This is a genomic window from Schauerella aestuarii (assembly GCF_009866805.1).
Lineage (GTDB): Bacteria > Pseudomonadota > Gammaproteobacteria > Burkholderiales > Burkholderiaceae_B > Schauerella > Schauerella aestuarii.
On sequence record NZ_SIZW01000042.1, the window covers coordinates 873,538 to 896,849 of the forward strand.

Sequence of the window (23,312 nt, forward strand, 5' to 3'; positions counted from 1 at the left end):
ACTGCCTGCGCCGTCATGGATCAGGGGTGCGTCCTTGCGCTGACGCCCACCGCACAGCGCGATGGCGTGCGCCTGGGGATGCGGGCGGGCGGCGTGAATGCGATTGCCCCGCACGCCATCCTGCTCGACCGCGACACGGCCGCCGAAGACCTGGCCCGTGAAGGCGCGGCCCTGGCAATGCTGCAGTACACCCCCGAAGTCGCCTACGCGCCCGACAACACCTTGTTGATGGACGTCACCGCCAGCCTGATGGTGTTTGGCGGCCCGCATGCGCTGAGCCATCGTGTGGCGCGCAGCCTGCGGGCACTCGGGTTGGCGCATACGATCGGCATGGCGCCCACCGCGCGCGGCGCCTGGCTATTGGCGCGGCATCCTCGCCCAGCGGCACGCCGGCTCGTGCGGTTGCCGCAATTGCGGCAACGGCTGCAACGGTATCCCCTGGCGCGCGTGCCCGAAGCGCAGCCGCGCCTGGCCTGGCTTGAAGGCATCGGCTGCCACACGATCGGCGATGTCCAGGCGCTGCCGCGAGCAAGCTTGCAGCGGCGGGTGGGCACCGCCTTGCTGCAGGCGCTGGATGCGGCCTGCGGGCTGAGCCCCGAAGTCCATGCCTGGGTAATCGCACCCGAAACCTTCGAGCGCCGCATCGAACTCAATGAGCGTCTCGAGCACACGGATGGCGTGCTGCATGTGGCGTGCGTGTTGATCGAACAGTTAAGCGGCTGGCTCACGCAGCGCCGTTGCGCGATTCAATCCATGACGCTATCGATGCTGCACGAACGCGGCCGTCATGCGCGCCCGCCCACGCCACTGCATCTGACGCTGGGCGAGCCGGCCTGGCAGGCTTCGCATCTGATCGGATTGCTGCGCGAGCGGCTGCATCGCATGGTGCTCGAAGCGCCGGTGATCGCCATCGTGGTGCTGGCCGACGATACCGTACCCCAACCCATGGCCAGCACCACGTTGTTTCCCGAACCGGGTGGCACGGCAGCCGACCGCGCACGGCTGCTGGAATTGCTTACTGCGCGGCTGGGTGCCGAACGGGTGCGGCGGCCAGCGCCCGTTGCCGATCACCGGCCCGAGGCCGCCAACCGCTGGGGCGACGCGTTGAGCAAACCCGCCCGCCTGCCGGACACCGCGCCGGGACCGATCGATCCCCCTTTCTGGCTGCTCGATCCGCCACTGGCCTTGCAAACCCGGCGCCATCGCCCCTACTACCGTGCGCCGTTACGCCTCGTGCGCGGTCCCGAACGCATCGAAAGCGGCTGGTGGGATCCAGCCATGGCGTTGCGTGACTATTTCATCGCCGAAGATCCGGCACATGCGCGCTATTGGATCTACCGCAACCGCAGCGCGGCCCATCAAGACCACGACGGCGACGACGGCCAATGGTTTTTACATGGGTTGTATGCCTGAGATGCCGCCAACCCTGTTTTCACCCGAACTGGCGGGCTACGCCGAACTCACGTGCATGAGCAATTTCACGTTCCTGCGCGGCGCCTCGCATCCCGAGCAATTGGTGGATCGGGCGCGTCGGCTGGGCTATGCCGCGTTGGCCATTACCGACGAATGTTCGTTGGGCGGCGTGGTGCGTGCATATGTTGAAGCGCGTAAAAGCGCCAAAGAGGTTCAAGCGCAGGACGAACCCAGCCAGACGGACGATTTTCCCGAATCGGATACCGGCATCGAGGGCGATACGATGCCGGGGAGAGGGTCGGGCAGTGGCACAGAGCCCGACGACGATCCCCAAGACGCTCCCGTGCCGCAGGCCGATACCGAACCTCCGGCCCTGCATCTGATCGTGGGCAGCACCTTTACGTTATCGCCACCGCGCGCGCGCGCTGCACGCAAGCACGCATCTCGCTCGCCGGCGCTTCCCGAGCAGGCCAGGGAAGATGGCGACGACACGGGCGACGACCCCGCCCTCACTCTGGTGCTGCTGGCACAAAATCGTGACGGGTACGGCAACCTTTCCGAGTTGATCACATTGGCGCGCACGCGGGCACCTAAAGGCGAGTACTACCTCACCCGCGATGACTTCACGCAGCCGCCCACGGGTTATGCCCATCTGGCGCACATGCCCAACTGTCTGGCGCTGCTCACCCCGCCCTACGGCATCGATGCGGCCACGCTAACCGCCCAAGCCTGTTGGCTGGCGGCCACCTTTCCAGGCCGGGCAGCTCTGGGGCTCACGTTGCTTCACCGGTCGCGCGACGATCTGCATCGCGCCGCCGTCGAACAGGCCGCTGCCGCCAGCGGTTTGATCGTCGCGGCGGCGGGCCAGGTCGAGATGCACACGCGCAGCCGCAAGCCTCTGCACGATGTGGTCGCTGCGATTCGTCTGGGTACGCCCGTGGCCGAATGCGGTTATGCCCTCAAGGGCAATGCCGAACAGCACTTGCGGCCCCGCCTTCGCCTGGCGCGTTTGTATCCGCCCGCCGCCCTGGCCAATACATTGGCGCTTGCATCACGATGCACGTTTTCATTGAAAGAACTCAAGTACGAGTACCCCGACGAAATCGTGCCGGACGGCATGACACCCGAATCGTTCCTGCGCCAGGAAACCTACGCCGGCGCCGCCCTGCGGTTTCCTGCCGGCTTGCCTGAAAAGGTGCAGATCCAGATCGAGAAAGAGCTCGATCTGATTGCGCAACTCCGCTACGAGGCTTACTTTTTAACGGTCTACAACATCGTTCAGTTTGCGCGTCGCGAAGGCATTTTGTGCCAGGGGCGCGGATCGGCCGCCAACTCGGCCGTCTGCTATTGCCTGCACATTACCGAGGTCGATCCCGATCGCACCAGCGTGCTGTTCGAGCGCTTCATCAGCCTTGAACGCAACGAGCCGCCCGATATCGATGTCGATTTCGAACACCAGCGCCGCGAAGAGGTCATTCAGTACATCTACAAAACGTATGGCCGCACGCGGGCGGCGCTTACTGCGGTGGTGATTGCGTATCGGCCGCGCAGTGTATTGCGCGATACCGGACGCGCGCTGGGGATCGACGCCGACGTGATCGATGCCGCCGCCAAGTCGCATCAATGGTGGGACGGCAAGACTGAGTTGCTGCGCACGTTTGCCACCTGCGGTCTCGATGCCGAATCGCCGATCGCGCAGCAATGGGCGGCGTTGGCGGAGATGCTGATGGGCTTTCCGCGCCATATGTCGCAGCATCCAGGTGGCTTCGTGATCGCGCGCGACAAGCTTTCGCGCCTGGTGCCCATCGAAAACGCCACCATGGCCGACCGTAGCGTGGTGCAGTGGGACAAAGACGATCTGGATGCCATCGGGCTATTGAAAGTGGACGTGCTCGCGCTGGGCATGCTGTCCGTGATTCGTCGGGCGCTCGAAGGGGTGGCCTGGCGCCGCGGCAGGCCGTTCGCCATGCAGGACATTCCCGACGCCGATACCCATACCTTCGACATGATCTGCGAGGCCGATACGGTGGGCGTCTTTCAGATCGAGTCGCGCGCACAGATGACCATGCTGCCGCGCCTGCGTCCACGCGAGTTTTACGATCTGGTGATCGAGGTCGCGATCGTGCGGCCCGGCCCCATCCAGGGCGGCATGGTGCATCCCTATCTGCGGCGGCGCCAGGGACTCGAAGACGAAACGTATCCCAGTGAAGCCATTCGCGAAGTGCTCAAGCGCACAATGGGCGTGCCGATCTTTCAGGAACAGGTGATGGAGATCGCCATGAAAGGCGCGGGATTCAGCGGCGGTGAAGCCGATGCGCTGCGTCGCTCCATGGCAGCATGGAAGCGTAAAGGCGGGGTAGAAAAATTCCGCGGCAAACTCATCGGCGGTTTGATCTCTCGGGGCTACGCCGTCGAATTCGCCGAAGCCATTTTTCGCCAGGTGGAAGGCTTTGGTGAGTACGGATTTCCGGAAAGTCATGCGGCCAGTTTCGCGTTGCTGGCTTATGCCAGTTCCTGGCTCAAATGCCACGAGCCTGAAGCCTTTTTGACGGCATTGCTCAACTCGCAACCGATGGGCTTTTATTCGCCCTCGCAACTGGTGCAGGATGCGCGCCGTCATCGCGTGGTGGTGCAGCCCGTGGACGTGATGCATAGCGACTGGGATGCCGTCATGCATCTCGACTCATTGGCTTCGAACGAGGCGCAGTCCGAGATTCAGGGTGAGGTGCCCTATCACCTGGCGGACCATCTCGTGCCCGCCTCCCACAACCGACCGTATGTCCGATTAGGCATGAACCTGATCAAAGGCCTGCAAAAGGAAGCGGGCCTGCGCATTGAGCAGGCCAGGCGTCAAAGCGCATTCAAGGACGTGGCCGATATGGCGCGCCGTGCGGGGCTCGATCGTGCGGCACTGGAGGCCTTGGCGGCTGCGGATGCGTTACGTACGCTGGTGGGGCACCGCAGGCAAGCGCGCTGGCAGGCGGCCGCCAGTCAACCGCAAGCGGGGTTGCTGCGCGAGGCCACCATCGTCGACGACGAACAGCCTCGATTGACTGCGCCCCGCGAATCGCAAACCATCTTCGACGATTACGGCTCGGTAGGACTCACGCTCAACCGTCACCCCCTGCATCTGCTGCGTGACGAATTGGGCAAGCGGCGCTTTGTGACGGCAGCGGTGCTGCGCGACTTTCCCAGCAAGCGCCTGTCGCGCGCCTGTGGGCTCGTCACGATGCGGCAACGACCGCAAACCGCCAAAGGCACGATCTTCGTCACGCTGGAAGACGAAACCGGCGCCATCAACGTGATCGTGCGTCGCGCCTTGAGCGAGCGGCAACGCAAGGAATTGCTGGGTGCAACGCTGCTCGGGGTATACGGCATTTGGCAGAACGAAAATAATGTGCGCCACCTGATCGCCGAACGACTGATCGATCTATCGATGCTGCTGGGCGATATCGATGCGCCCAGCCGTAATTTTCATTGAGCCCCCGCCCCCGTTGACGGGAAGCCCTTCTCGCGCACATCGAGGGTTTCTCGAATCATCGCGCGTCAGAGGTTTTCAAGTGCTGAAGATCGATCGGATTCTCAAGCCGTAGAGCGATCAAGTGCTTTCAAATAACGAAGGTCGGTCAAGTGCTTTCGAGAGACGTCGATCGATCGCGTGCTTTCAAGTGCTGAAGATCGATCAAGGTTTGAACGGAGCTGCGTCGATCGGTGTCGATGTTCCGGCGATCAAACGCGTCAACAACGCTGCGCTGCCACACGCCAGCGTAAAGCCCAAGGCACCTTGCCCAACGTTAACCCAAAGATTATCGGCAGCTGGGCTGTTGCCAATGATGGGCTTGCCTGTCGGTGTGGCCGGACGCAGTCCCGCCCATGCCACCGCCCTGTCGAGATCCAGATGCGGAAACAAGGCGTGCACCTGCTCCTTGAGCAACGCAATGCGGGCCGGATCGATCTTGGCATCGCGGCTACCGATATCCACCATCGCCGCGATGCGCAACACACGCCCGATACGCGCATACACGATGCGGCGTTCGTAATCGGTCACGCTGATCGACGGCGCACTGGTGTCGTCATCCGCCAACGGCACACTCAGGCTGTATCCCTTCAAAGGATAGATGGGCACGTCATGCCCCACCGGACCGAGCAATTGCCGGCTGCCGGTGCCGGTCGCCACCACGTAGGCATCCGCGCGAATGTCGCCCAAGGCCGTCTCAACGGCCTCGATGTGCCGGCCACGCCGGCGCAGCTTACGCACCGGATTGCTCATCGTCCGCGTAACGTTGGGCAATCCACCCAAAAGATCGAACACGCCTTCGGTAAACAAGCGGCAATCGCCAGCCTCTTCTCCGGGCGTGAAGATGGCGCCAGCCAGATCGCTGCCCATCGCGGCCAGCGACGGTTCCAATGCCAGTGTTTCGGCAGCGCTCAACACACGCTGTTCAGCGCCACGCGCCGCCTGATACGCCACCAGCGCACGCGCCTTTTCAAGCGACTCGGGGCTGCGATAGGCGATGATTTTGCCGTTGCGCACGTGACCGAATTCGATAGGCGTTTCCGCCAGCCAGGCGTTCATCGTGTCGCGGCTCAAATAGGACAAGCGCAGCATCTGGGCCGTCGTTTCATCCGACACACTCGCCCGGCATGCCTGCACGAATGCCAGGCTCCACCGCCACTGATGCACATCCATCCGCGGCCGAAACCGCAACGGCGATTCCTGCCGTAGCAACCAGCCCGGCACATTGGGCAACACGCCGGGCCCGGCCAGGGGCGCAACATAGCTGTAGCTCAGCTGGCCGCCGTTGGCGAAACTGGACATTTCGGCCGGTCGCTCGCGTGCATCGGTCAAGGTCACCGTATGGCCCGCTTTGGCCAGACTGTACGCGGTGGTGACGCCGATCACGCCCGCACCAATGACGCAAACATGCATGGCGTATTCCTATCGAGTATGGATTTCTTCGATTTTCAATCGATCGACACACTGAAACAAATACCAATTCAAGCACCACCCATAACCTCAGGCTATGATCTTCACATGCAACGCCGCAGCTTCGCACACCGCTTTTGAGGTTGCCCCGGCAAATACGGTTTTTGACGGTACCCCCGGGCATATACGGTGTGAGAGATGTCAACGCATGCGATGTGAGCCACCACCAGACCCTCGATCCGAAGTGAGACGGCCACCGCGCCAAACCGAATGCGACTTCGTCATATTGAACTGATCCAGGCCATCCTTGCCACCGGTTCGCTCACGCAGGCCGCGGCGGCGCTGCACATTTCGCAGCCCGCAGCGAGCAAAATGCTCGCGCACGCCGAGGCACAGCTGGGCTTCAAACTGTTCGAGCGGGTAAAGGGAAGGCTGCGCGCCACGCGCGAAGCCGATATCCTCACACCAGAAATCGATCGCCTGTCGGTCGGTCTGGACGGCATCCGCCGGCTGGCGATCAATCTGCGGCATCATCCCAGCGGTCACTTACGCGTAGGATGCGCGCCCGGCCTGGGCCTTGGTCTCTTGCCCCATGCAATCCGGATCAGCCGCGATCGCCACCCCGGCATCACCTTCGCCGTGCATACCCATCACACCAGCGAACTCATCAATAAACTGCAACTGCGCGAGATCGACATCGCGCTGACCTTCGAGCCGCCGGTCGCACCCGGTATTGCATCGGTGCCGTTAGGCCATTCGCAGTTGGTGGTTCTCGATGCGCTACCCGCCAGCGCCGCGTCGCCGAAGGCGTCACCGCCCGCCAAGGCCGCCACGGACAACAACAACAACAACAACAACAACAACAACAACAACAACAACAACAACAACAACAACAACGAAGCCGGCATCGGCAGCGAGACGGTCTCGTTGAGCGATATTCCTCACGAGGCGCTCATCGCACTGGACATGCATGATCCGCTTGGCGGAAAAGTGCATCGTGCCCTCATGGGTCCCACCGCGCCCGGTATCGACGCGCCCCCCTCATCCGCCGCCTCTCTCCAGGTACAAACCCATTACGTGGCCTGCGCGCTGGCCGATGCAGGCTGCGGTGTGGCCATCGTCGATGCCTACACGGCCCACGCCATGCGGCGTGCCCATACCCGCATCCGGCGCATCACGCCTGAGATTGGTTTTCGGGTGGATGCCCTGCTCCTGGCCAGTGACGCACCCTCAGCCCTGGTACGCGGATTTATCGAGTGCCTGCGCACAGCGTGCGCGCAAGCGCCCGACAGCACCGGCGCACTCGACGCCGTTGATACAATGGCGGCTTCCGATTCAGACTTTCCAGGTTCTTCGCCATGACTTCGCCCGTCCTTAAAGAGCAACTTTCCCAGGCCATCAAGGACGCCATGCGCGCCCGCGCCAGCGAACGGTTGACGACGCTTCGCCTGCTTTCCGCCGCGATCAAGCAAAAGGAAGTCGACGAGCGACGCGAAGTGAGCGACGCCGATGTCACGGCCATTCTTGAAAAACAGGTCAAGCAGCGTCGTGAGTCGATCGCGGCCTACGACCAAGCCGGCCGCACCGAGACAGCCGATCAGGAGCGCGCCGAAATCGTCATCCTGCAGGAATTTCTGCCCAAGGCCGCCACGCAGGAAGAGATCGACGCTGTGGTCGACGCTGCAGTGGCGGAAGTGCAGGCGACCGGCGTGACGGGCGCTCCCGCCATGGGCAAGGTGATGGCCATCGTCAAGCAGGCGCTGGCCGGCAAGGCCGAAATGACAGCCGTTTCCAAGCAAGTCAAAACCCGCCTGGGTTAAGCCAAACCCTCTGCCGCCGTACTACGGCGGGGTGCGGTTGACCTCGATGGTCAACGCCGCCGCCAACGTATCGATACCGCGCCCGACCGTCGACCAGACGACGGGCGCTTTTGCTTCGCTCGTGGCAACTTCGATCGCCAGCGCAGCGTCGGCCGACTTGGAGAAACCCATCGAAAACGATGCCCCCTTGATGCGATGCGAGTGGGCAAACACTCCCTTGCGATCGCGGGACTCGAATGCCGCGCGCAGGCCGCTCATATCCTCGTCGCAGGTTTGCACAAATAGCGCAATCAACGCCGCCGCATCGCGACGACCGTCAGCCTGACCTACCCCTTGCTTGTCGACCGGCTGAGCGACCGCCGTATCCTGCTCGCTGTCGCCCGCCGTTACCTGCGTCCTTTCGGACGCGTCATCGGCCAACGCTTCGGCGACCGATTCGAGCCAGAGGGCCAACGTGTCTTGCAGCAGCACCACATCCAGCGGTTTGAGCATCACCCCATCCATGCCACTCTTCAGGCAGCGCTGAACATGCGCCGGCTCGGAATGCGCCGATAGCGCCAGGATGGGCGTGCGCGCGGTGCCCCGCATGCCCTCGTCCAGCCGCATCCGCCGGGCGACCTCATAGCCATCGGGCTCCGGCATATGACAATCGAGCAGCACCGCATCGAACTCGCCCACTTCCCACGCCGCGAGTCCACTGTCGCCGCCATCGCACAATTCAAACGTCCACCCCAGCACCCCAAGCTGCGCCGCGACGACTTCGCGATTGACCGGGTTGTCGTCGATCACCAGTAGATGCGGCACGCGGACACCATCGATCAACAGCTTGGGCCCCAAGGCTGACGTCTGCGACGCCACATCGCTGTGGCAACCGACGGCAGCGGCATGACCGACGGCATCAACGTCGTCGATCTTTCCGGGACCACTCGCGGCCTCATCGGCGTGAGGCGCTGTGCCGCGATCGATCGATCCGGAAGTTGGGTGCGATGAGGGCACCAGATAGATATTGGGCGGCGGCTTCGCCGGCAGCCGATCGGCTTCGCGCCGCGCCCCCGCATCGCGCGCGTCAGCCAGGTGCAGCGCGGTGCGCGCGCGGTCTTCGGCGGGAGGGGAATCGTCGTGGTCAGCATCGCGCCGCAGCTCGCCCGTCTCCACATCCACATCGCCCACGCCCACCATCGGCGTCACGTCACGCAGGGCAGCCTCCACATGACGATCGGTAGCCGCCAACGTGGCCACATCCAAACCCCGCGCCTCAGGCTGGCCCAACGCCAGTGGCGCCGCACGGCCGGAAGCCGGCACCGCAACCGGCAGCACGCCCCCCACCCCCACAATGGGAATCGTGAAGATCGCGGACGTGCCTTGCCCCGGGCGCGACGTCAACGCAATATCGCCGCCCATCAACGTGACGATCTCGCGGCAGATCGCCAGGCCCAGACCTGTACCCTGCCCTTGCGCGCTCTTGCCCGACTGTTCGTAATCCTCGAAGACGCGATGAATATCGGCTGCAGCAATGCCTACCCCCGTGTCGCTCACAGTGGTGGTGAGCAGCGCGCCACGCGGGCCCTGCTCCACGCGCAACGCCACATCGATCCGGCCGCTGTGGGTGAACTTGAGCGCGTTGGAGAGCAGATTGAGCAGCACCTGCCGGTAGCGCCCGCCGTCCACTTCGACCATCAACGGCCGCGGCGCGTCCGTCGCGAGCAGCACGCCTTTTTGATTGGCCGGCACGCGAAACACGTCAAGCGTTTCGTGCACCAGCGTTGCGATATCGAACGCCGCTGCGGCAACGGAAATCTTGCCCGCGCGCAGCTTGGACAGGTCGAGCAGATTGTTGACCGTATCCAGCAACACGTGTGCGCCCGTTCGTGCAGTCGCCAGCAAACGCACACGATCGGGCGAATCGGGTTGGTGGGACAGCACGTCGATCGGACCGACAACCGCATTCATTGCGGTGCGGATCTCGTGACTCATCACCGCCAGAAAGCGCGACTTTTCTTCGGCCGCGTGGCGGGCAGCGCGACGTGCCTTGACCGACAGCACCGCCACCGTGATCAGCGAGATTAACAACAGCAGCACTAACGCGCCTTCGCGCCAGTAGTAGGCCAGCAACGCGCGCGCATTGGGGCGGCCGAAATCGGCCAGATCGAACCAGCGATTGAAGATGACGTCGGTTTCGAGCGCCGTCTGCGCGAGCAGTGCTTTGTTGAGCACGCTCTGCAGCAACACGGCACGCGGCTGCACGCGCATGCTCAGCACGACCGGCAGATCGGACACCGTACCGGCCACGCTCAATACACCTCGATAGGCACGCCGCATGACGGGCAGAAACGCGACTTCCGGCCCCATGGCGACATCTGCCTGCCCTTCGATTACGGCCTCCAGCGCGGCGATCGGGCTGTTGCGAGCGACCATGATCGCACCGGGCACCCGCGTCTCGAGCCAGTCGGCCTCCCGCCCACCCTTCGTGATTGCCACGCGCAAGCCGTCGAGATTGGCCGCTTCGAGCACCACCGGCTGGGAGTCGCGACCCACCACGATCGTGGCCCCGCTGTAATGCGGCGACACGCGCAACGAATCTCCCAACGGTTCGCTCAAGCGGCGTTGCCCGGTCAAACCGGGCAACAGATCGATCCAATCGGCGTTGAAGAGCCTGACCGCGTCGGCGCCGGAAGCCGCCGGCACGAAGGCGAATCGCAGCCCCGTATCCGCCTCGATGGTCTTCAGAAACTCAACCATCAACCCCTGCGGCTTGCCGTTATCGACATACTCGAGCGGGCGCAGATTGGGGTCGACGCTGTAGCGCACCACCGGCTCCGTCGCGAGCCAGGCCTGCTCCTCGGGCGTGAACGCGATGTTGCCGGCAGCATGCGCCCACGGCGCACCGGCCGCACACACCAGCAGGATCGTGAGTATGGCGGCCTTTCGCCATGCCCGCAGGCGCCTCATGGCCCTCGTCACCACGCGACCGATCCGTCGCGCAACGCGGCGAGTTCCGCGATCGAGCGAATACCGAGCTTCTTGAATGCCGTCTGTTTCTGATTGCTGATGGTTTTCACACTGCGTGAGAACTTAGCGGCTACTTCTCCTACCAGCATGCCGTCGAGGAAGCAGCGGATGACCTCCTGCTCTCGCCGCGACAAGCGGCCCAACAGCAGTGCCAGCGCGCGGTCGTCGTTATCATCGGCAGGCCGATCGATAGGAGACGCGCCCGAAGCATCGGCCAGGCCGGCCATGCGCGCCGTGGAAATGTCGCTCAGATACTGCCGCCCCATCGCCACGGATCGCACCGCCATGAGCAGGCTGCTGACGGGTTCGCGTTTACTGATGAATCCCAATGCGCCGGCCTGGAGCACGAGCGATACGGTGGCCGCGTTGTCGTGCGCCGACGCCACCAGCAGCGCCACGGCGGGATAGCGGCTGCGCAATGCAGCGATCAAATTGATGCCGTCCACATCGCGGGCGCCCAGGGCGTAATCCATCACCAGCACATCGAGCGCAAGGCCGGCGCGCAGCGCCCCAGACAAGGCTGCCGACGACTCGAAGAGCCCCGCCACGATGATCGACTCGTCGCGTTGGAGTGCGGCAGCGTAGCCCTCGCGCACCACGGCGTGGTCGTCGAGCAGGGCAACACGAATGATCTTTGGCGAATGTGTCATGGCTCTCGTGGGTGTTGCGCCAGCCCGCGGACGACGTTGGGAGAACAGTCTAGCAGCGCCGCGCGCTTCCCAAAAGCGCGGGGATGTCGGCAAACGTCGGCGTCACTCGGCAAACAAATCCCCTTGCGAAGGGCCGATGTCTTCTTCGGCCGCGCCCGCGCCCGACAGCGCCCCTATACGCACGCCCAGCAACCGGATGCGCTGGTCGGCCGGCACGCGGCGGGTACATTCGGCGGCGGCGCGGCGGATCACGGCCGCATCGGCGGTCGCCACGGGCAACGTCACGTCCCGCGTCACCGTCCGAAAATCCGCATATCGAAGTTTGATGCCGATGGTGCGGCCCACGCACCCCTTGCGCCGCAGATCGTCGGCCACCTTGGCGCACAGCTCGGCGAACTTGACCGTGAGCACGTCGCGATCGTGACGCGTATGCAAATCGCGTTCGAAGGTGGTTTCGCGGCTGATCGATTTCGGGTCGGAGTGCGTACTGATCTCACGATCGTCGATGCCGCGCGCCGCGTTGTGAAGCCATGCGGCGTACGTGCGGCCGAAATTCGCCTGCAGCAGGTCGGCGCTCGCTCGTGCGATATCGGCCACCGTATGGATGCCGAGCAGGCTCAATTTCTCGCTCGCCTTGGGGCCGATGCCATTGATCTTGCGCGCGGCCAGCGGCCAGATTCGGGCCTCGATATCGTCATGCGTGAGCACGGTCAGCCCATTGGGCTTATCGAGTTCGCTGCTGATCTTGGCCAGTAATTTATTGGGCGCCACACCGATCGAACAGGTCAGGCCCGTTGCCGTGTGCACCGCTTCTTTGATGCGCGCGGCCAACGCCCAGGTTTCACCTGACTCCGGCGTCAGATCGATATAGATTTCGTCGATGCCGCGATCTTCGATCAGCGGCGCGATACTCGCCACGGCCGCCTTGAACAAGCGCGAATAATGCCGATAAGCATCGAAGTCGGCCGGCAGCAAAATCGCTTCGGGCGCCAATTGCGCGGCTTTCATCAGGCCCATGGCGGAAAACACACCCAGGGCGCGCGCTTCATAGGTCGAGGTGGTCACCACGCCGCGCCCGGCATACCCCTGCAGCTTGGGAAACAGACGGCCGTCGTGTTCGCGGTCGGCTGGCTGAGCCGAGCGGCCGCCGATCACCACTGGCAGCCCTTTGAGTTCGGGATAGCGCAGCAGCTCCACAGACGCGTAGAAAGCGTCCATGTCGAGATGGGCAATACGGCGGGTAGCGGCGGTCATGGGCCGGTCAATCAAATAAAGTGTTCAAACCGAATATTATTGCCGCTGATCCGAGCGACTGCGGCAACTGACCTCTTTGCATATCTCCGATGACCGATACCTTATCTTCCACGTCCCCCACCCTGTTTTTCGGTTGGGATATTCCCTTCATGGCGTACGTTGGCCTGGTGCCGATCAGTCTTGATGAAAACGGTATGCGCGGCAGATTGCCGTTCAAACCCGAACTCACGAATAATCGCGGCGATGTGCATGGTGGCACGTTGATGAGCGTGCTGGATTTTGCCATGGGATCGGCAGCGCGCTTCGGCACCGACACCGGCAGCGGGGTCGCCACCATCAATATGAACACGGATTTTCTGTCGCCCGGCACCGGCGACCTGTCGATCGAGGGGCGCTGCACCCGCCGTGGCCGCTCGATCGCCTTCTGCGAAGGTGTCATTTACGACAGCCAGGGCCAGGTCGTGGCGCGGTCGACCGCAGCATTCAAAATCCTGCAACGCCGTCCCGGCGGCGATTGAGCACACCCAGCAGTGCCGCTCGCCCGATACGACCCGGTCAATGCAATCCGGTCAGTGCAATCCGGTCAGTGCACGCCGCTCAACGCGGCTTCCTGACCGGTTCGCGCGGCATGTAGGACGTGCAACCGACCACTCCGTAAACGATCGCGTCGTGCATCGCATCCACGGCGACCTGGTTCCAGATGCCCTCGCCCCACATGGCAATGCGCACTTCGGATCGAGCCGCATCCAGCGACTTGATGTCGACCCGCACGATATCGTTGCGCGTAAACGGGGCTTCGACCAGCGTCTGCGCCGTCCGGCCCACACTATCCACCCCGCCGCGCACGGCGTAGGCGGAATCACCGGTCAGGCACTGCTTCGCCTGCGCGTCGGCCATCCGCCAGGCCTGCTGATAGTCGACATTGGCGGTGAAATTCGAGGAAGGCGAGCCGCTCTCGGGGGTAATGCCCAAGGCGCAGCCCGACAGGCTGGCTGCCAACAGTACCGTCGCCGCGACGGCACGGAAATTCATTCGATCATTCATCGGAGTTCTCACTAAAGCGCACGGCGCATTATGCGACAAGTCGGGCCCGGTCGGCCGCAAGCTTCCAGATGTGACCGCTTATCGGCGCGCCCAAGGACCGGTTCGACAGCCTCGGCGGGCCTATGGCATGATCGCCCATTGGGTCAGCGCCAGGCCAAGCCCTGCGTTGGCCGCTATCGGAGATTCTCTACGTGCGTCAACTTATGAGCTATACCCTCATCGCTGCCAGCCTGATCGGCGCGTCCGCCGGTGCCGCAAGCGCGCCGCCCGTCTATCCGCTGCAAGATTTCTTCCGCAACCCGGAAAAGGGCTTTTTCCGGTTGTCCGACGACGGCAAGACGCTGGGATTCATGCAACCTGCCGCCATCGACGGCCAGGCTGCCCGCATGAACATCTTCGTGCAGCCCCTGGACGGCGCCAAGCCCGTCGGCGAACCGCGCAAGCTCACCAGCGAGTCTGCCCGCGACATCAGCAACTTCTTCTGGAAGGGCAACCGCACGGTGCTGTTCCAGAAGGATTTTGGCGGCGACGAAAACTTCCACGTGTTGGCGGTGGACACTGAAACCGGCAAAGTGACCGATCTCACGCCCTTCGAACAAGTGCGTGCGGGCATTACCGACGACCTCGAAGACGACCCCGACCACGTCTTGATCAGCCACAATCAGCGCGATGCGCAGGTGTTCGACATCTATCGCGTCAATGTGCATACCGGCGAGGCCAAGATCGTGGCGCAGAACCCCGGCAACGTCGTGGGTTGGCAAACCGACCACGCCGGTCAGGTGCGCGCGGCGATCACGAGCGATGGGTTGAACACCACCCTGCTCTATCGCGAGAAAGAAGCGGACGAATTCAAGCCGCTGATCACGACCGATTACAAGACCAACGTCAGCCCGGCGTTCTTCACGTTCGACGACAAGCAGATGTACGCGATCAGCAATCGCGGCCGTGACAAGCTCGCCCTTGTGGTGATCGATCCGGCCACGCCCGATCAGGAAAAGCTCGTTTTCGACCCACAAGTGGCCGATCTTTCCGGAGTGGACTATTCGCGCCGCCGCCAGGTGCTCACCCAGGCCAGCTTCGAGACGGACAAGGTGCAGCGCAAGTTTTTCGATGCCGAAACCGAATCGCTCTACAAAAAGCTTGAAGCGCAGCTGCCTGGTTATGAAGTGATGGTGCAAGGCGCCACCCGCAACGAAGATAAGTTCGTGGTGGCGGCCTACAACGATCGAACCGCGGGCGCCCGCTACATCTACGATTTGAAAACGGATGCGCTGACCAAGCTCGCCGACATCAATCCGGCCTTGTCCGAGCAGCACATGGCACCGATGAAGCCGATCAGCTTCACCAGCCGCGACGGCAAGACCATTCACGGGTACCTCACCGTTCCGGTGGGCCGCGACCCCAAGCAACTGGCCTGCGTGGTCAATCCGCACGGCGGTCCCTGGGCGCGCGATAGCTGGGGCTACAACCCCGAAGTGCAGTTTCTCGCCAATCGCGGCTATTGCGTGCTGCAGATCAACTTCCGCGGCTCGACGGGCTACGGGCGCGCGTTCTGGGAAGCGAGCTTCGGCGAATGGGGTCTGAAGATGCAGGACGACATCACCGATGGCGTGAAATGGATCGTGGACCAAGGCATCGCCGATCCCAAGCGCATCGGCATCTACGGCGCCAGTTACGGCGGCTACGCCACGCTGGCCGGCGTCACGTTCACCCCCGATCTGTATGCGGCGGCTGTGGATTACGTGGGCGTCTCGAACCTGTTTACGTTCATGAACACCATTCCGCCGTATTGGAAACCGCTCCTGGCGAAAATGCAGGACATGGTCGGCGATCCCGAACGGGACAAAGAACGCCTGACGGCCACCTCACCGGCGTTGCACGTGGACAAGATCACCACGCCGCTGTTCATCGCCCAGGGCGCCAAGGATCCGCGTGTCAACAAGGACGAAAGCGATCAGGTGGTCGCGGCGTTGAAGAAACGCGGCGTTGAAGTGCAGTACATGGTCAAGGACAACGAAGGCCACGGCTTCCATAACGACGAGAACAAATTCGAGTTCTACGACGCCATGGAACAGTTCCTTCGCACGCACCTGAAGCCTGACGCGCGCTAAGCGACATGCCGCCCTAGGCCGCTGGTTTGTAACAGCCCAGCGCGCTCATGGGGCGGCCTTCTGAGCCCGGTCATGCCTCCCCCGGCGCTTGCTTAGGCCTTACGCTCTCCACAACGCGCGGCGATCGCGTTAAATTTAGTTACGGAAACTCATTGCCTCACTTTGAGGTCTGAGCGTTTCCGCGAATAGAATGCGAGTCGATGAATACCCGCCACCGCTCCACCCCGCCTGACGCCGCTCCCGCCTCCCGCTTCTCGATCAAACGACTGGTTGTCCGCCTTGCCGTGCTCTGCGCTGGCCTGGGCGCGTGCGTCGTCATCATGCTGGGACTGGCCTTTGCCATTACGTGGCCGAGCCTGCCCGAACTCCACGCGGTCACGAACTACCGGCCCAGCGTGCCGCTGCGCATCTACACCGCCGATAAGGTGTTGATCGGCGAATACGGCGTGGAGCACCGCAACGTGCTGCGCTTCGATGAGTTTCCCGAAGTGATGCGGCATGCCATTCTTGCGGCGGAAGACAGCAATTTCTACCAGCACACGGGCGTGGATTTCATGGGCGTGGCGCGGGCCACGCTGAAGAACACGATGCGTATGTCGGCCAGCGAAGGGGCCAGCACGATCACGATGCAGGTGGCGCGTAACTTCTACCTCTCGTCGGAAAAGACATTTCTGCGCAAGTTCTACGAATTGCTGTTCACGTACAAGATCGAGTCGGAACTGTCCAAGGATCAGATCCTCGAGCTGTACATGAACCAGATTTATCTGGGCCACCGCGCATACGGTTTTTCGGCCGCCGCGCGCACATACTTCGGCAAACCGCTGGCCGAGGTCACACCGGCCGAGGCCGCGATGCTGGCTGGTCTGCCCAAGGCACCGTCTGCCTACAACCCCATTGCCAACCTGAAGCGGGCCACCTTGCGTCAGCACTACGTGCTGGGCCGCATGCGCACCCTGGGTTATCTGAACGAAGCCGACTATCAAACGGCCATGAATCAGCCGCTCTCGATCGGCCGGGCCGACGACAGTCCGGATCGCGTGGCCAACCATGGCGAGTACCCGTCCGAACTGGCGCGCCAGTTGGTGTACTCGGTATACGGCGATGAAACCTACTCCAAGGGCCTGGACGTATACACCACCATCGATTCGAAAGATCAGCGAGCCGCCTATCAATCGGTGCGTAATGGCGTGCTCGACTACACCCGCCGGGCGGCATATCCCGGACCGGAAGGCCGCATCGAACTGCCGAACGGCATCGAGAAAGATGCCGAAGCATTCGACGACCTGCTGGACGATATGCGCACCAGCCATCCAAACAGCGACGACCTGATCGCGGGGGTAGTGCTCGCCGCCAGTCCCACCGAAGTGACGGTGGCGGTGCGTGCCGACAACATCATCAAGATCACCGACAAGAAAGTGCTGGCGGTGGTGGCGCGAGCATTGGCGCCCAAGGCCAACGACGACCTGAAGCTTTCGCGCGGCGCCGTCGTCTACGTACGCAACACAGGCGATGACAACTGGGAAATCCTGAACATGCCGGCGCTTCAAGCGGCGCTGATTTCGATGGCGCCCGAGAATGGTGCGATCAAGGCCATGGTGGGTGGTTTCGACTTCTCGCGCGGCAAGTTCAATCGCGTCACGCAGGCCTGGCGCCAGCCCGGCTCGAATATCAAACCGTTCCTCTATGCCGCCGGTCTCGAGCGCGGGTTGACGCCCAGCACCGAAATTTCCGACCAGCCGTTTACCATGACGGCGGCACAAACGGGCTCACGCGCATGGGCGCCGAAAAACGACAACAACCGCTATGAGCCTTATCTGACGTTACGCCAGGCGCTGTATCGCTCGAAGAACATGGTGTCGATCCGCATCATGCAGGCGATCACACCCGAATATGGGCGCGAGTATTTTTCGCGCTTCGGGTTCGACAAGAACCGCTGGCCGGCCGTGCTGCCCATCGCACTGGGCGCAGGCAGCGCCACGCCGCTCCAGGTCGTCAACGCCTACTCGGTATTCGCCAATGGCGGTTATCGCGTAGCGCCCTTCCTGATCGACCGCGTCACCGACCGTTCGGGCAAGGTGCTGATGACGGCGCAGCCGGACGTGGCCGGCGACAACGCCGTACGCGCTATCGATCCGCGCACCGCATGGCTCATGAACGACATTCTGCGCGGCGTTGCGCGCTACGGCACGGGCGCGCGTTCCTATCGCACGCTCAAGCGCGACGACGTGGGCGGCAAGACCGGAACCACCAATGATTCGGTGGATGTCTGGTTCTCGGGCTATACGCCCAAGTTGGCCACCACGGTGTGGATGGGTTTCGATCAGCCGCGATCGTTGGGCTCGACCGAATTCGGTAGCGGCCTGGCGTTGTCGGCCTGGCTGGACTACATGCAGCCGGCGCTCAAAGGCGTGCCGGTCACGCCCCCGCCCTCCCGTCCCGAGGGTCTGCTGGTTGAAAACGGCGAGTACTACTACGCCGAATTCCCGCCGGGCCAATCGGTGGCATCGCTCGATCTGCCGTCGGACGAAAGCTCGCTGGATGCCTTCCTGAACAATGCGCGTCCGGCGGACGGCAGCGGCATGATGATTCGTCCGATGGACAATGGGTTGAACAACAGTAGCTCGGTGACGCCGGCGATGCCGGCCAATCCAGACGGGGCGATTCCCGTGCCGCAAGCGCCGCCGCCACGCAGTCAGTCGCCAGCGGGCAACGCGTCGCCTGCCGCACAGCCGGTGCCGATTCCGGCGATTCCCGTGCCGCGATAACGCCGGTGGGCGATTGAAAAAGGTCTCTGATCAGAGGCCTTTTTTATTGGATCCGCTCCCGTTCATGCATGCCCTGGCCCTCTGGGGTTGAAGCCATCAATGGGAGGACACGTAATCCGATGCGGCATGAGCCGGCGGCACGGCGAAATTCTCGCGCATGCGCTTGGTCTCCTCAGCGGGCGGCCGACCGAACAGGCGTTTGAATTCGCGGTTGAACTGCGACGGGCTTTCATACCCCACGGCGTGGCTTGCGGTGACAGCCGTGATGCCTTGGCGAACCATCAACAGACGCGCCTGATGCAAGCGGGTCGATTTCACGTATTGCATCGGCGACGTGCGGGTGATCGCTTTGAAATGGCTGTGAAACGTGGGCACACTCATCCCCGCCTCACGCGCCAGTTGAGGGAGATCCAGCGGTTGCGCATAGGTGGCATGAATGCGGCGCAATGCCTTGCCGATTTTCCCGAACTGACCCTGCATCGCCAACGCCGATCGCATGCTGTGACCTTGGGGGCCGGTCAACACCCGAAAATAAAGTTCGCGCACCAACGCCGGGCCCAGTATCGCGGCGTCCAGCGGCGTTGCCATGGCTTCAAGAAAGCGCAGCAGCGACGATCCAAATGCCGCGCCGATCGGGCTCGACATCATGCTTTGCGGGGCCGCCACCGGGGCTGCAGGTCCCGCACGGTCGATCTGGATCATCAATTCGGCGGCCAGCTGAAAATCCAGGTGCAGGTAGACCGCGAGCAACGGCTCATCCGGTGAGGCATCGGTCTCCATGACGAAAGGCACGGGCACCGAGACGGCAAGATAATGCTGCGCATCGTAGAGGTATACCTGATCGCCGAAGTAGCCGCGCTTGCGCCCCTGGCAGACGATCACGATGCCGGGATCGTAGAGAACCGGCGTGCGCGCCAATGGACGGTCCGATCGCAGGATGCGGACGTCCGGCAAGGCGGTCAGGTTGTAGCCTTCTTGGGCAGCCATGCTCCGGAGCACCTTCACCATGCGCTGTTGCAGGGTGACGTCAGGCATTGCACCGGAAGTGTCACGCGAAACGCTTGACGCACACATCAAAAGCCCCAACCATTCATATTATTAGGCAATAAAATCAGACTTTCAGGTCTGATTAATATAGCCTGCCGAGAATAACATGCATGAACGCTACACATGAAAGGTTCATTGCCATGTCATCCCAGAAGCTCATCTTCATCACCGGCGTCAGCAGCGGCTTTGGCCGCGCGCTGGCCCAAGAGGCGCTGTCCGCAGGCCATCGCGTAGTGGGTACGGTGCGCACCCCCGAAGCGAAACGATCCTTTGAAACGCTCGATCCTGCCCGCGCCTTCGGGCGCCTGCTCGACGTCACGGATGTCGAGGCGATCGGCAGCGTCGTGGCCGACGTCGAGGCGCATATCGGTGCAGTGGATGTGCTGGTCAACAATGCCGGTTACGGTCACGAAGGCGTCATGGAAGAATCTTCGCTGGACGCCATGCGCCGGCAGTTCGACGTGAATATTTTCGGCCCGGTGGCGATCATGAAAGCCGTCCTGCCTTTCATGCGTGCGCGCCGCCGCGGCCACATCCTCAATATCACCTCGATGGGCGGCTTCATCACGATGCCCGGCATTGCGTACTACTGCGGCAGCAAATTCGCTTTGGAGGGGATCTCCGAAGCGGTGGGAAAGGAGGTCGAGTCTTTCGGTATCGCCGTCACCGCCGTCGCACCTGGTTCCTTTCGAACCGACTGGGCCGGCCGCTCGATGATCCGGGCAACGCGCGCCATCTCCGACTACGACGCCCTCTTCGATCCGATCCGCCAGGCACGTGAAGCCAAGAGCGGCGCGCAACTCGGCGACCCCATCAAAGCGGCCCGCGCGATGCTGGCGGCCATCGACAGCGACCACCCGCCCGCGCATCTGCTGCTCGGCAGCGACGCGTTGACCCTGGTGCGCAACAAGTTGACGGCGTTGGCCGCGGAGCTCGATACCTGGGAAGCCGTCACACGGTCGACCGACGGTTGAACCGATTATGCCGACGCGTGGGCTGAAGGCCTTTATCCATTCGGCATGACGCAACGCCCGAAGCCGGCGTTCCCACACAAGACCTTCACCTACTCGGCCTGCAAGCCACCCTTACCTGCCGCACGATCAGATGCGACTACAAGGGCGTCAGCGTCGCCAGATCGAGCAGGGTGAAGTAGCCATCCGGCTGCCAGCCCGCCGTGTCGATGTGCAGCACGTTGCCAAGCGTTCGCGGTTCAGACACAGGCGTGTGCCCGACCACGATGGCGCGCACCCCCGCCACGGCTCTGCTATCGTCCTCCTGCAATCGGCGGCGCGACCATTGCGCGTGGGTACGCGTGCGGCGGCGGTGGCTACTGAAGGCGCCAGACAGGGTTTGCCAATCGGCCACCGGGCTATCGGCATGCAGGATGCCGATTTTCCCTTCGGCGGTGTCCACTTCGATGGCCACCGGCAATACGGCAAAGGCGTCCACGAAGTCGCGTTGTCGTTCCCGAGGCAAGTCGAGAAACCAGCCCCCGCCATAGGTGCGCCAGTTGTCGATATCGACCTGACCGGTGCGCAAGTGGCGAATCGCATAATCCTCGTGATTGCCCTGCACCGCGAAAAACCACGGCTGCGCCAGCCACGCCAGTGCGTGTTCGCATTCGGGGCCGCGATCCACCAGATCGCCCACCGAGAACAACCGATCGCGGTCGGGGTCGAACGCCACCCGATCGAGCGCGGCGCGCAGCTTGGAAAAGTGGCCGTGAATATCGCCCACGGCGATGTCGCGTCCCAACGTGTTGCGGGACACCAAAAGCACGTCTGAAATCATAGGTTTAGTGTAACCAGAGCGAGGCCAAAGCGCCGAGAATCGATCCCATTCGTGTTAACGTCTGCGACATGCGCAATCGGTGTGCTGCCCGTACTCATATGACCGCCGCTTCTAAGATAAAAACCTGGTATGTCGTCCACAAGTGGACAAGTCTGGTCTGTACGCTGTTTCTGCTGATCATCTGCCTGACCGGCCTGCCTCTGGTGTTCCACCACGAAATCGAGCACTGGTTGGACGACTCGGCGCCTTACGCCACGTTGCCTGCCGATGCGCCGCGCGCTTCGCTCGATACCCTGATCGCCAAGGCCCGTGAGCGCTACCCCAGCGAAGTCGTCATGCACACGTTCATCGATGACGAAGAGCCGCAGGTGTTGATCGGCATGGCGCCGTCCACATCCAGCCCCTTCGACTTGATGCACAGCGTCAAATTCGATGCCCGCACGGGTGACATTCTGCAGGACGGCCCCAAGCTTGGCGACGAAAAATTCACGTTCATGGGGATTATGCTCGCCTTGCATGTCGACCTTTACGCGGGGTTGGCAGGAGAACTGTTCCTGGGTTTCATGGGCCTGCTGTTCGTGATTGCCATCGTTTCGGGCGTGGTGCTGTACGGCCCGTTCATGAAGAAACTGCCGTTCGGCACGATCCGCGCCGAACGCTCGCGTCGTCTCAAGTGGCTCGATCTGCATAACCTGCTTGGCGTGGTGACCTTGGTATGGGCGTTCGTGGTCGGTCTGACCGGCGTGATCAACGAGCTCTCGACGCCGTTGTTTCAACTGTGGCAATCGCAGGCGCTGCCCCCGATCATGGCGCAATATCAGGGCAAACCGCCGCCCAGCACACTCGCTTCCGTACAGTCCGCTTACGAAACAGCGCAAGCGGCCGTCCCGGGCAATGCCCCCCTTTCGATCACCTATCCCGGCAGCCCATTCGGCACGCCGCGGCATTACGTGATCTGGACCAAGGGCGATACCCCCCTCACCTCGCGTCTTTTCACGCCGGTGCTGGTCGACGCCGGCACGGGTGCACTCACGCAAGTGGTGCAGATGCCCTGGTATCTGAAGGCGTTGGAAATTTCGCGTCCCCTGCACTTTGGCGATTACGCCGGCCTGCCCCTGAAGATCCTGTGGGTGATCCTCGACCTGATCACGATCGTGGTGCTGGTCAGTGGCCTGTATCTCTGGCTTGCACGCCGCAAAGCCACCGATGCCCGCGTGGCCGAACTCGTGCGGCGGCACGAACAGGCACGCACCACGGTGCCGGTATGACACAGCAAAAAGGCCGATTCTGGTTCGTGTGGGGTGCGCCCATCGCGCTGGGTGTGCTCAGCACGCTCGGGCTTCTCTCCGCCTTGTTGGGCACAGGCTTATGGCACTGGGGCTCCTGGCTCATGCTTGCAGTACCGATCCTCGTGATCGTGCGCTACTGGTGCGGTCCGAAGCCGGCTGCGCCATCGCAGGCGAACGCCTCGCGACAATAGG

General features: G+C 62.8%; 17 protein-coding genes. 10 read left to right on the forward strand and 7 right to left on the reverse strand.

Annotated features, from left to right (window positions below):
* Nucleotides 1–15: 15 nt before the first annotated feature.
* Together EYW45_RS19110 and EYW45_RS19115 are read left to right on the forward strand one after the other, a co-directional pair.
* Nucleotides 16–1,413 carry a Y-family DNA polymerase gene (locus EYW45_RS19110; protein ID WP_456238881.1) on the forward strand — a complete coding sequence of 466 codons (1,398 nt, stop codon included), beginning with the start codon at nt 16–18 and terminating at the stop codon, nt 1,411–1,413.
* Between the two features lies 1 nt (nt 1,414).
* The gene (locus tag EYW45_RS19115) at nt 1,415–4,894 is read left to right on the forward strand and encodes an error-prone DNA polymerase (RefSeq protein ID WP_161137127.1); all 3,480 of its coding nucleotides are present in this window, start codon (nt 1,415–1,417) and stop codon (nt 4,892–4,894) included.
* A gap of 201 nt (nt 4,895–5,095) precedes the next feature.
* Here EYW45_RS19115 and EYW45_RS19120 read toward each other — a convergent pair whose 3' ends face one another.
* Entirely contained in the window at nt 5,096–6,343 is a 1,248-nt protein-coding gene (locus tag EYW45_RS19120; RefSeq protein ID WP_161136988.1) for a D-amino acid dehydrogenase, read from the reverse strand.
* A 267-nt stretch (nt 6,344–6,610) separates the two neighbouring features.
* Here EYW45_RS19120 and EYW45_RS19125 point away from each other — a divergent pair, with 267 nt between their 5' ends.
* Together EYW45_RS19125 and EYW45_RS19130 are read left to right on the forward strand one after the other, a co-directional pair.
* Nucleotides 6,611–7,702: a LysR substrate-binding domain-containing protein gene (locus EYW45_RS19125; RefSeq protein WP_161136989.1), complete on the forward strand. Its 1,092-nt coding sequence runs from the start codon at nt 6,611–6,613 to the stop codon at nt 7,700–7,702.
* On the forward strand, nt 7,699–8,160 hold the full coding sequence (locus tag EYW45_RS19130; protein WP_161136990.1) for a GatB/YqeY domain-containing protein: 462 nt from the start codon (nt 7,699–7,701) through the stop codon (nt 8,158–8,160). Before EYW45_RS19125 ends, EYW45_RS19130 begins: the two co-directional genes overlap by 4 nt.
* 21 nt (nt 8,161–8,181) lie before the next feature.
* Here EYW45_RS19130 and EYW45_RS19135 read toward each other — a convergent pair whose 3' ends face one another.
* From EYW45_RS19135 to dinB, 3 genes are all read right to left on the reverse strand, one after another.
* Entirely contained in the window at nt 8,182–11,109 is a 2,928-nt protein-coding gene (locus EYW45_RS19135) for an ATP-binding protein (RefSeq protein WP_161136991.1), read from the reverse strand.
* 8 nt (nt 11,110–11,117) lie between these two features.
* Complete coding sequence (locus EYW45_RS19140) at nt 11,118–11,819, reverse strand: response regulator transcription factor (RefSeq protein WP_161136992.1); 702 nt, start codon at nt 11,817–11,819, stop codon at nt 11,118–11,120.
* A 102-nt stretch (nt 11,820–11,921) separates the two neighbouring features.
* Nucleotides 11,922–13,073: a DNA polymerase IV gene (gene dinB / locus EYW45_RS19145; protein WP_161136993.1), complete on the reverse strand. Its 1,152-nt coding sequence runs from the start codon at nt 13,071–13,073 to the stop codon at nt 11,922–11,924.
* Nucleotides 13,074–13,162: 89 nt separating this feature from the next.
* Here dinB and EYW45_RS19150 point away from each other — a divergent pair, with 89 nt between their 5' ends.
* A complete protein-coding gene (locus EYW45_RS19150; protein ID WP_161136994.1) occupies nt 13,163–13,591 on the forward strand; it encodes a PaaI family thioesterase in 429 nt (142 codons plus the stop codon).
* Between the two features lie 79 nt (nt 13,592–13,670).
* Here EYW45_RS19150 and EYW45_RS19155 read toward each other — a convergent pair whose 3' ends face one another.
* Nucleotides 13,671–14,117, reverse strand: a complete 447-nt coding sequence (locus EYW45_RS19155; protein WP_235939117.1) for a BPTD_2524 family lipoprotein — start codon at nt 14,115–14,117, stop codon at nt 13,671–13,673.
* A gap of 203 nt (nt 14,118–14,320) precedes the next feature.
* On the opposite strand from EYW45_RS19155, the gene EYW45_RS19160 reads away from it, so the two are divergent.
* Both EYW45_RS19160 and EYW45_RS19165 read left to right on the forward strand, forming a co-directional pair.
* On the forward strand, nt 14,321–16,228 hold the full coding sequence (locus EYW45_RS19160) for a S9 family peptidase (RefSeq protein WP_202444827.1): 1,908 nt from the start codon (nt 14,321–14,323) through the stop codon (nt 16,226–16,228).
* A gap of 200 nt (nt 16,229–16,428) precedes the next feature.
* Entirely contained in the window at nt 16,429–18,993 is a 2,565-nt protein-coding gene (locus tag EYW45_RS19165; RefSeq protein ID WP_161136997.1) for a penicillin-binding protein 1A, read from the forward strand.
* A 96-nt stretch (nt 18,994–19,089) separates the two neighbouring features.
* On the opposite strand, the gene EYW45_RS19170 is transcribed toward EYW45_RS19165, so the two are convergent.
* A complete protein-coding gene (locus EYW45_RS19170) occupies nt 19,090–20,001 on the reverse strand; it encodes an AraC family transcriptional regulator (protein WP_161137128.1) in 912 nt (303 codons plus the stop codon).
* Between the two features lie 179 nt (nt 20,002–20,180).
* On the opposite strand from EYW45_RS19170, the gene EYW45_RS19175 reads away from it, so the two are divergent.
* Nucleotides 20,181–21,014, forward strand: a complete 834-nt coding sequence (locus tag EYW45_RS19175; protein WP_161136998.1) for an oxidoreductase — start codon at nt 20,181–20,183, stop codon at nt 21,012–21,014.
* A 136-nt stretch (nt 21,015–21,150) separates the two neighbouring features.
* Here the strand turns inward: EYW45_RS19175 and EYW45_RS19180 are convergent, their stop codons facing one another.
* A complete protein-coding gene (locus tag EYW45_RS19180; protein WP_328703655.1) occupies nt 21,151–21,819 on the reverse strand; it encodes a metallophosphoesterase in 669 nt (222 codons plus the stop codon).
* Nucleotides 21,820–21,929: 110 nt separating this feature from the next.
* On the opposite strand from EYW45_RS19180, the gene EYW45_RS19185 reads away from it, so the two are divergent.
* Both EYW45_RS19185 and EYW45_RS19190 read left to right on the forward strand, forming a co-directional pair.
* Nucleotides 21,930–23,099: a PepSY-associated TM helix domain-containing protein gene (locus tag EYW45_RS19185; protein WP_161137000.1), complete on the forward strand. Its 1,170-nt coding sequence runs from the start codon at nt 21,930–21,932 to the stop codon at nt 23,097–23,099.
* Nucleotides 23,096–23,311, forward strand: coding sequence for a hypothetical protein (locus EYW45_RS19190; protein ID WP_161137001.1), 216 nt, complete (start codon nt 23,096–23,098; stop codon nt 23,309–23,311). The genes EYW45_RS19185 and EYW45_RS19190 overlap by 4 nt, the downstream gene beginning before the upstream one ends.
* Nucleotide 23,312: the final 1 nt, after the last annotated feature.

Bases quoted from the DNA above. Each gene is read 5' to 3' on its own strand.
- EYW45_RS19110 (WP_456238881.1), top strand. From the start codon at position 16: ATGGATCAGGGGTGCGTCCTTGCGCTGACGCCCACCGCACAGCGCGAT.
- EYW45_RS19115 (WP_161137127.1), top strand. From the start codon at position 1,415: ATGCCGCCAACCCTGTTTTCACCCGAACTGGCGGGCTACGCCGAACTC.
- EYW45_RS19120 (WP_161136988.1), bottom strand. From the start codon at position 6,343: ATGCATGTTTGCGTCATTGGTGCGGGCGTGATCGGCGTCACCACCGCG.
- EYW45_RS19125 (WP_161136989.1), top strand. From the start codon at position 6,611: ATGCGACTTCGTCATATTGAACTGATCCAGGCCATCCTTGCCACCGGT.
- EYW45_RS19130 (WP_161136990.1), top strand. From the start codon at position 7,699: ATGACTTCGCCCGTCCTTAAAGAGCAACTTTCCCAGGCCATCAAGGAC.
- EYW45_RS19135 (WP_161136991.1), bottom strand. From the start codon at position 11,109: ATGAGGCGCCTGCGGGCATGGCGAAAGGCCGCCATACTCACGATCCTG.
- EYW45_RS19140 (WP_161136992.1), bottom strand. From the start codon at position 11,819: ATGACACATTCGCCAAAGATCATTCGTGTTGCCCTGCTCGACGACCAC.
- dinB (WP_161136993.1), bottom strand. From the start codon at position 13,073: ATGACCGCCGCTACCCGCCGTATTGCCCATCTCGACATGGACGCTTTC.
- EYW45_RS19150 (WP_161136994.1), top strand. From the start codon at position 13,163: ATGACCGATACCTTATCTTCCACGTCCCCCACCCTGTTTTTCGGTTGG.
- EYW45_RS19155 (WP_235939117.1), bottom strand. From the start codon at position 14,117: ATGAATGATCGAATGAATTTCCGTGCCGTCGCGGCGACGGTACTGTTG.
- EYW45_RS19160 (WP_202444827.1), top strand. From the start codon at position 14,321: ATGAGCTATACCCTCATCGCTGCCAGCCTGATCGGCGCGTCCGCCGGT.
- EYW45_RS19165 (WP_161136997.1), top strand. From the start codon at position 16,429: ATGAATACCCGCCACCGCTCCACCCCGCCTGACGCCGCTCCCGCCTCC.
- EYW45_RS19170 (WP_161137128.1), bottom strand. From the start codon at position 20,001: ATGGTGAAGGTGCTCCGGAGCATGGCTGCCCAAGAAGGCTACAACCTG.
- EYW45_RS19175 (WP_161136998.1), top strand. From the start codon at position 20,181: ATGTCATCCCAGAAGCTCATCTTCATCACCGGCGTCAGCAGCGGCTTT.
- EYW45_RS19185 (WP_161137000.1), top strand. From the start codon at position 21,930: ATGACCGCCGCTTCTAAGATAAAAACCTGGTATGTCGTCCACAAGTGG.
- EYW45_RS19190 (WP_161137001.1), top strand. From the start codon at position 23,096: ATGACACAGCAAAAAGGCCGATTCTGGTTCGTGTGGGGTGCGCCCATC.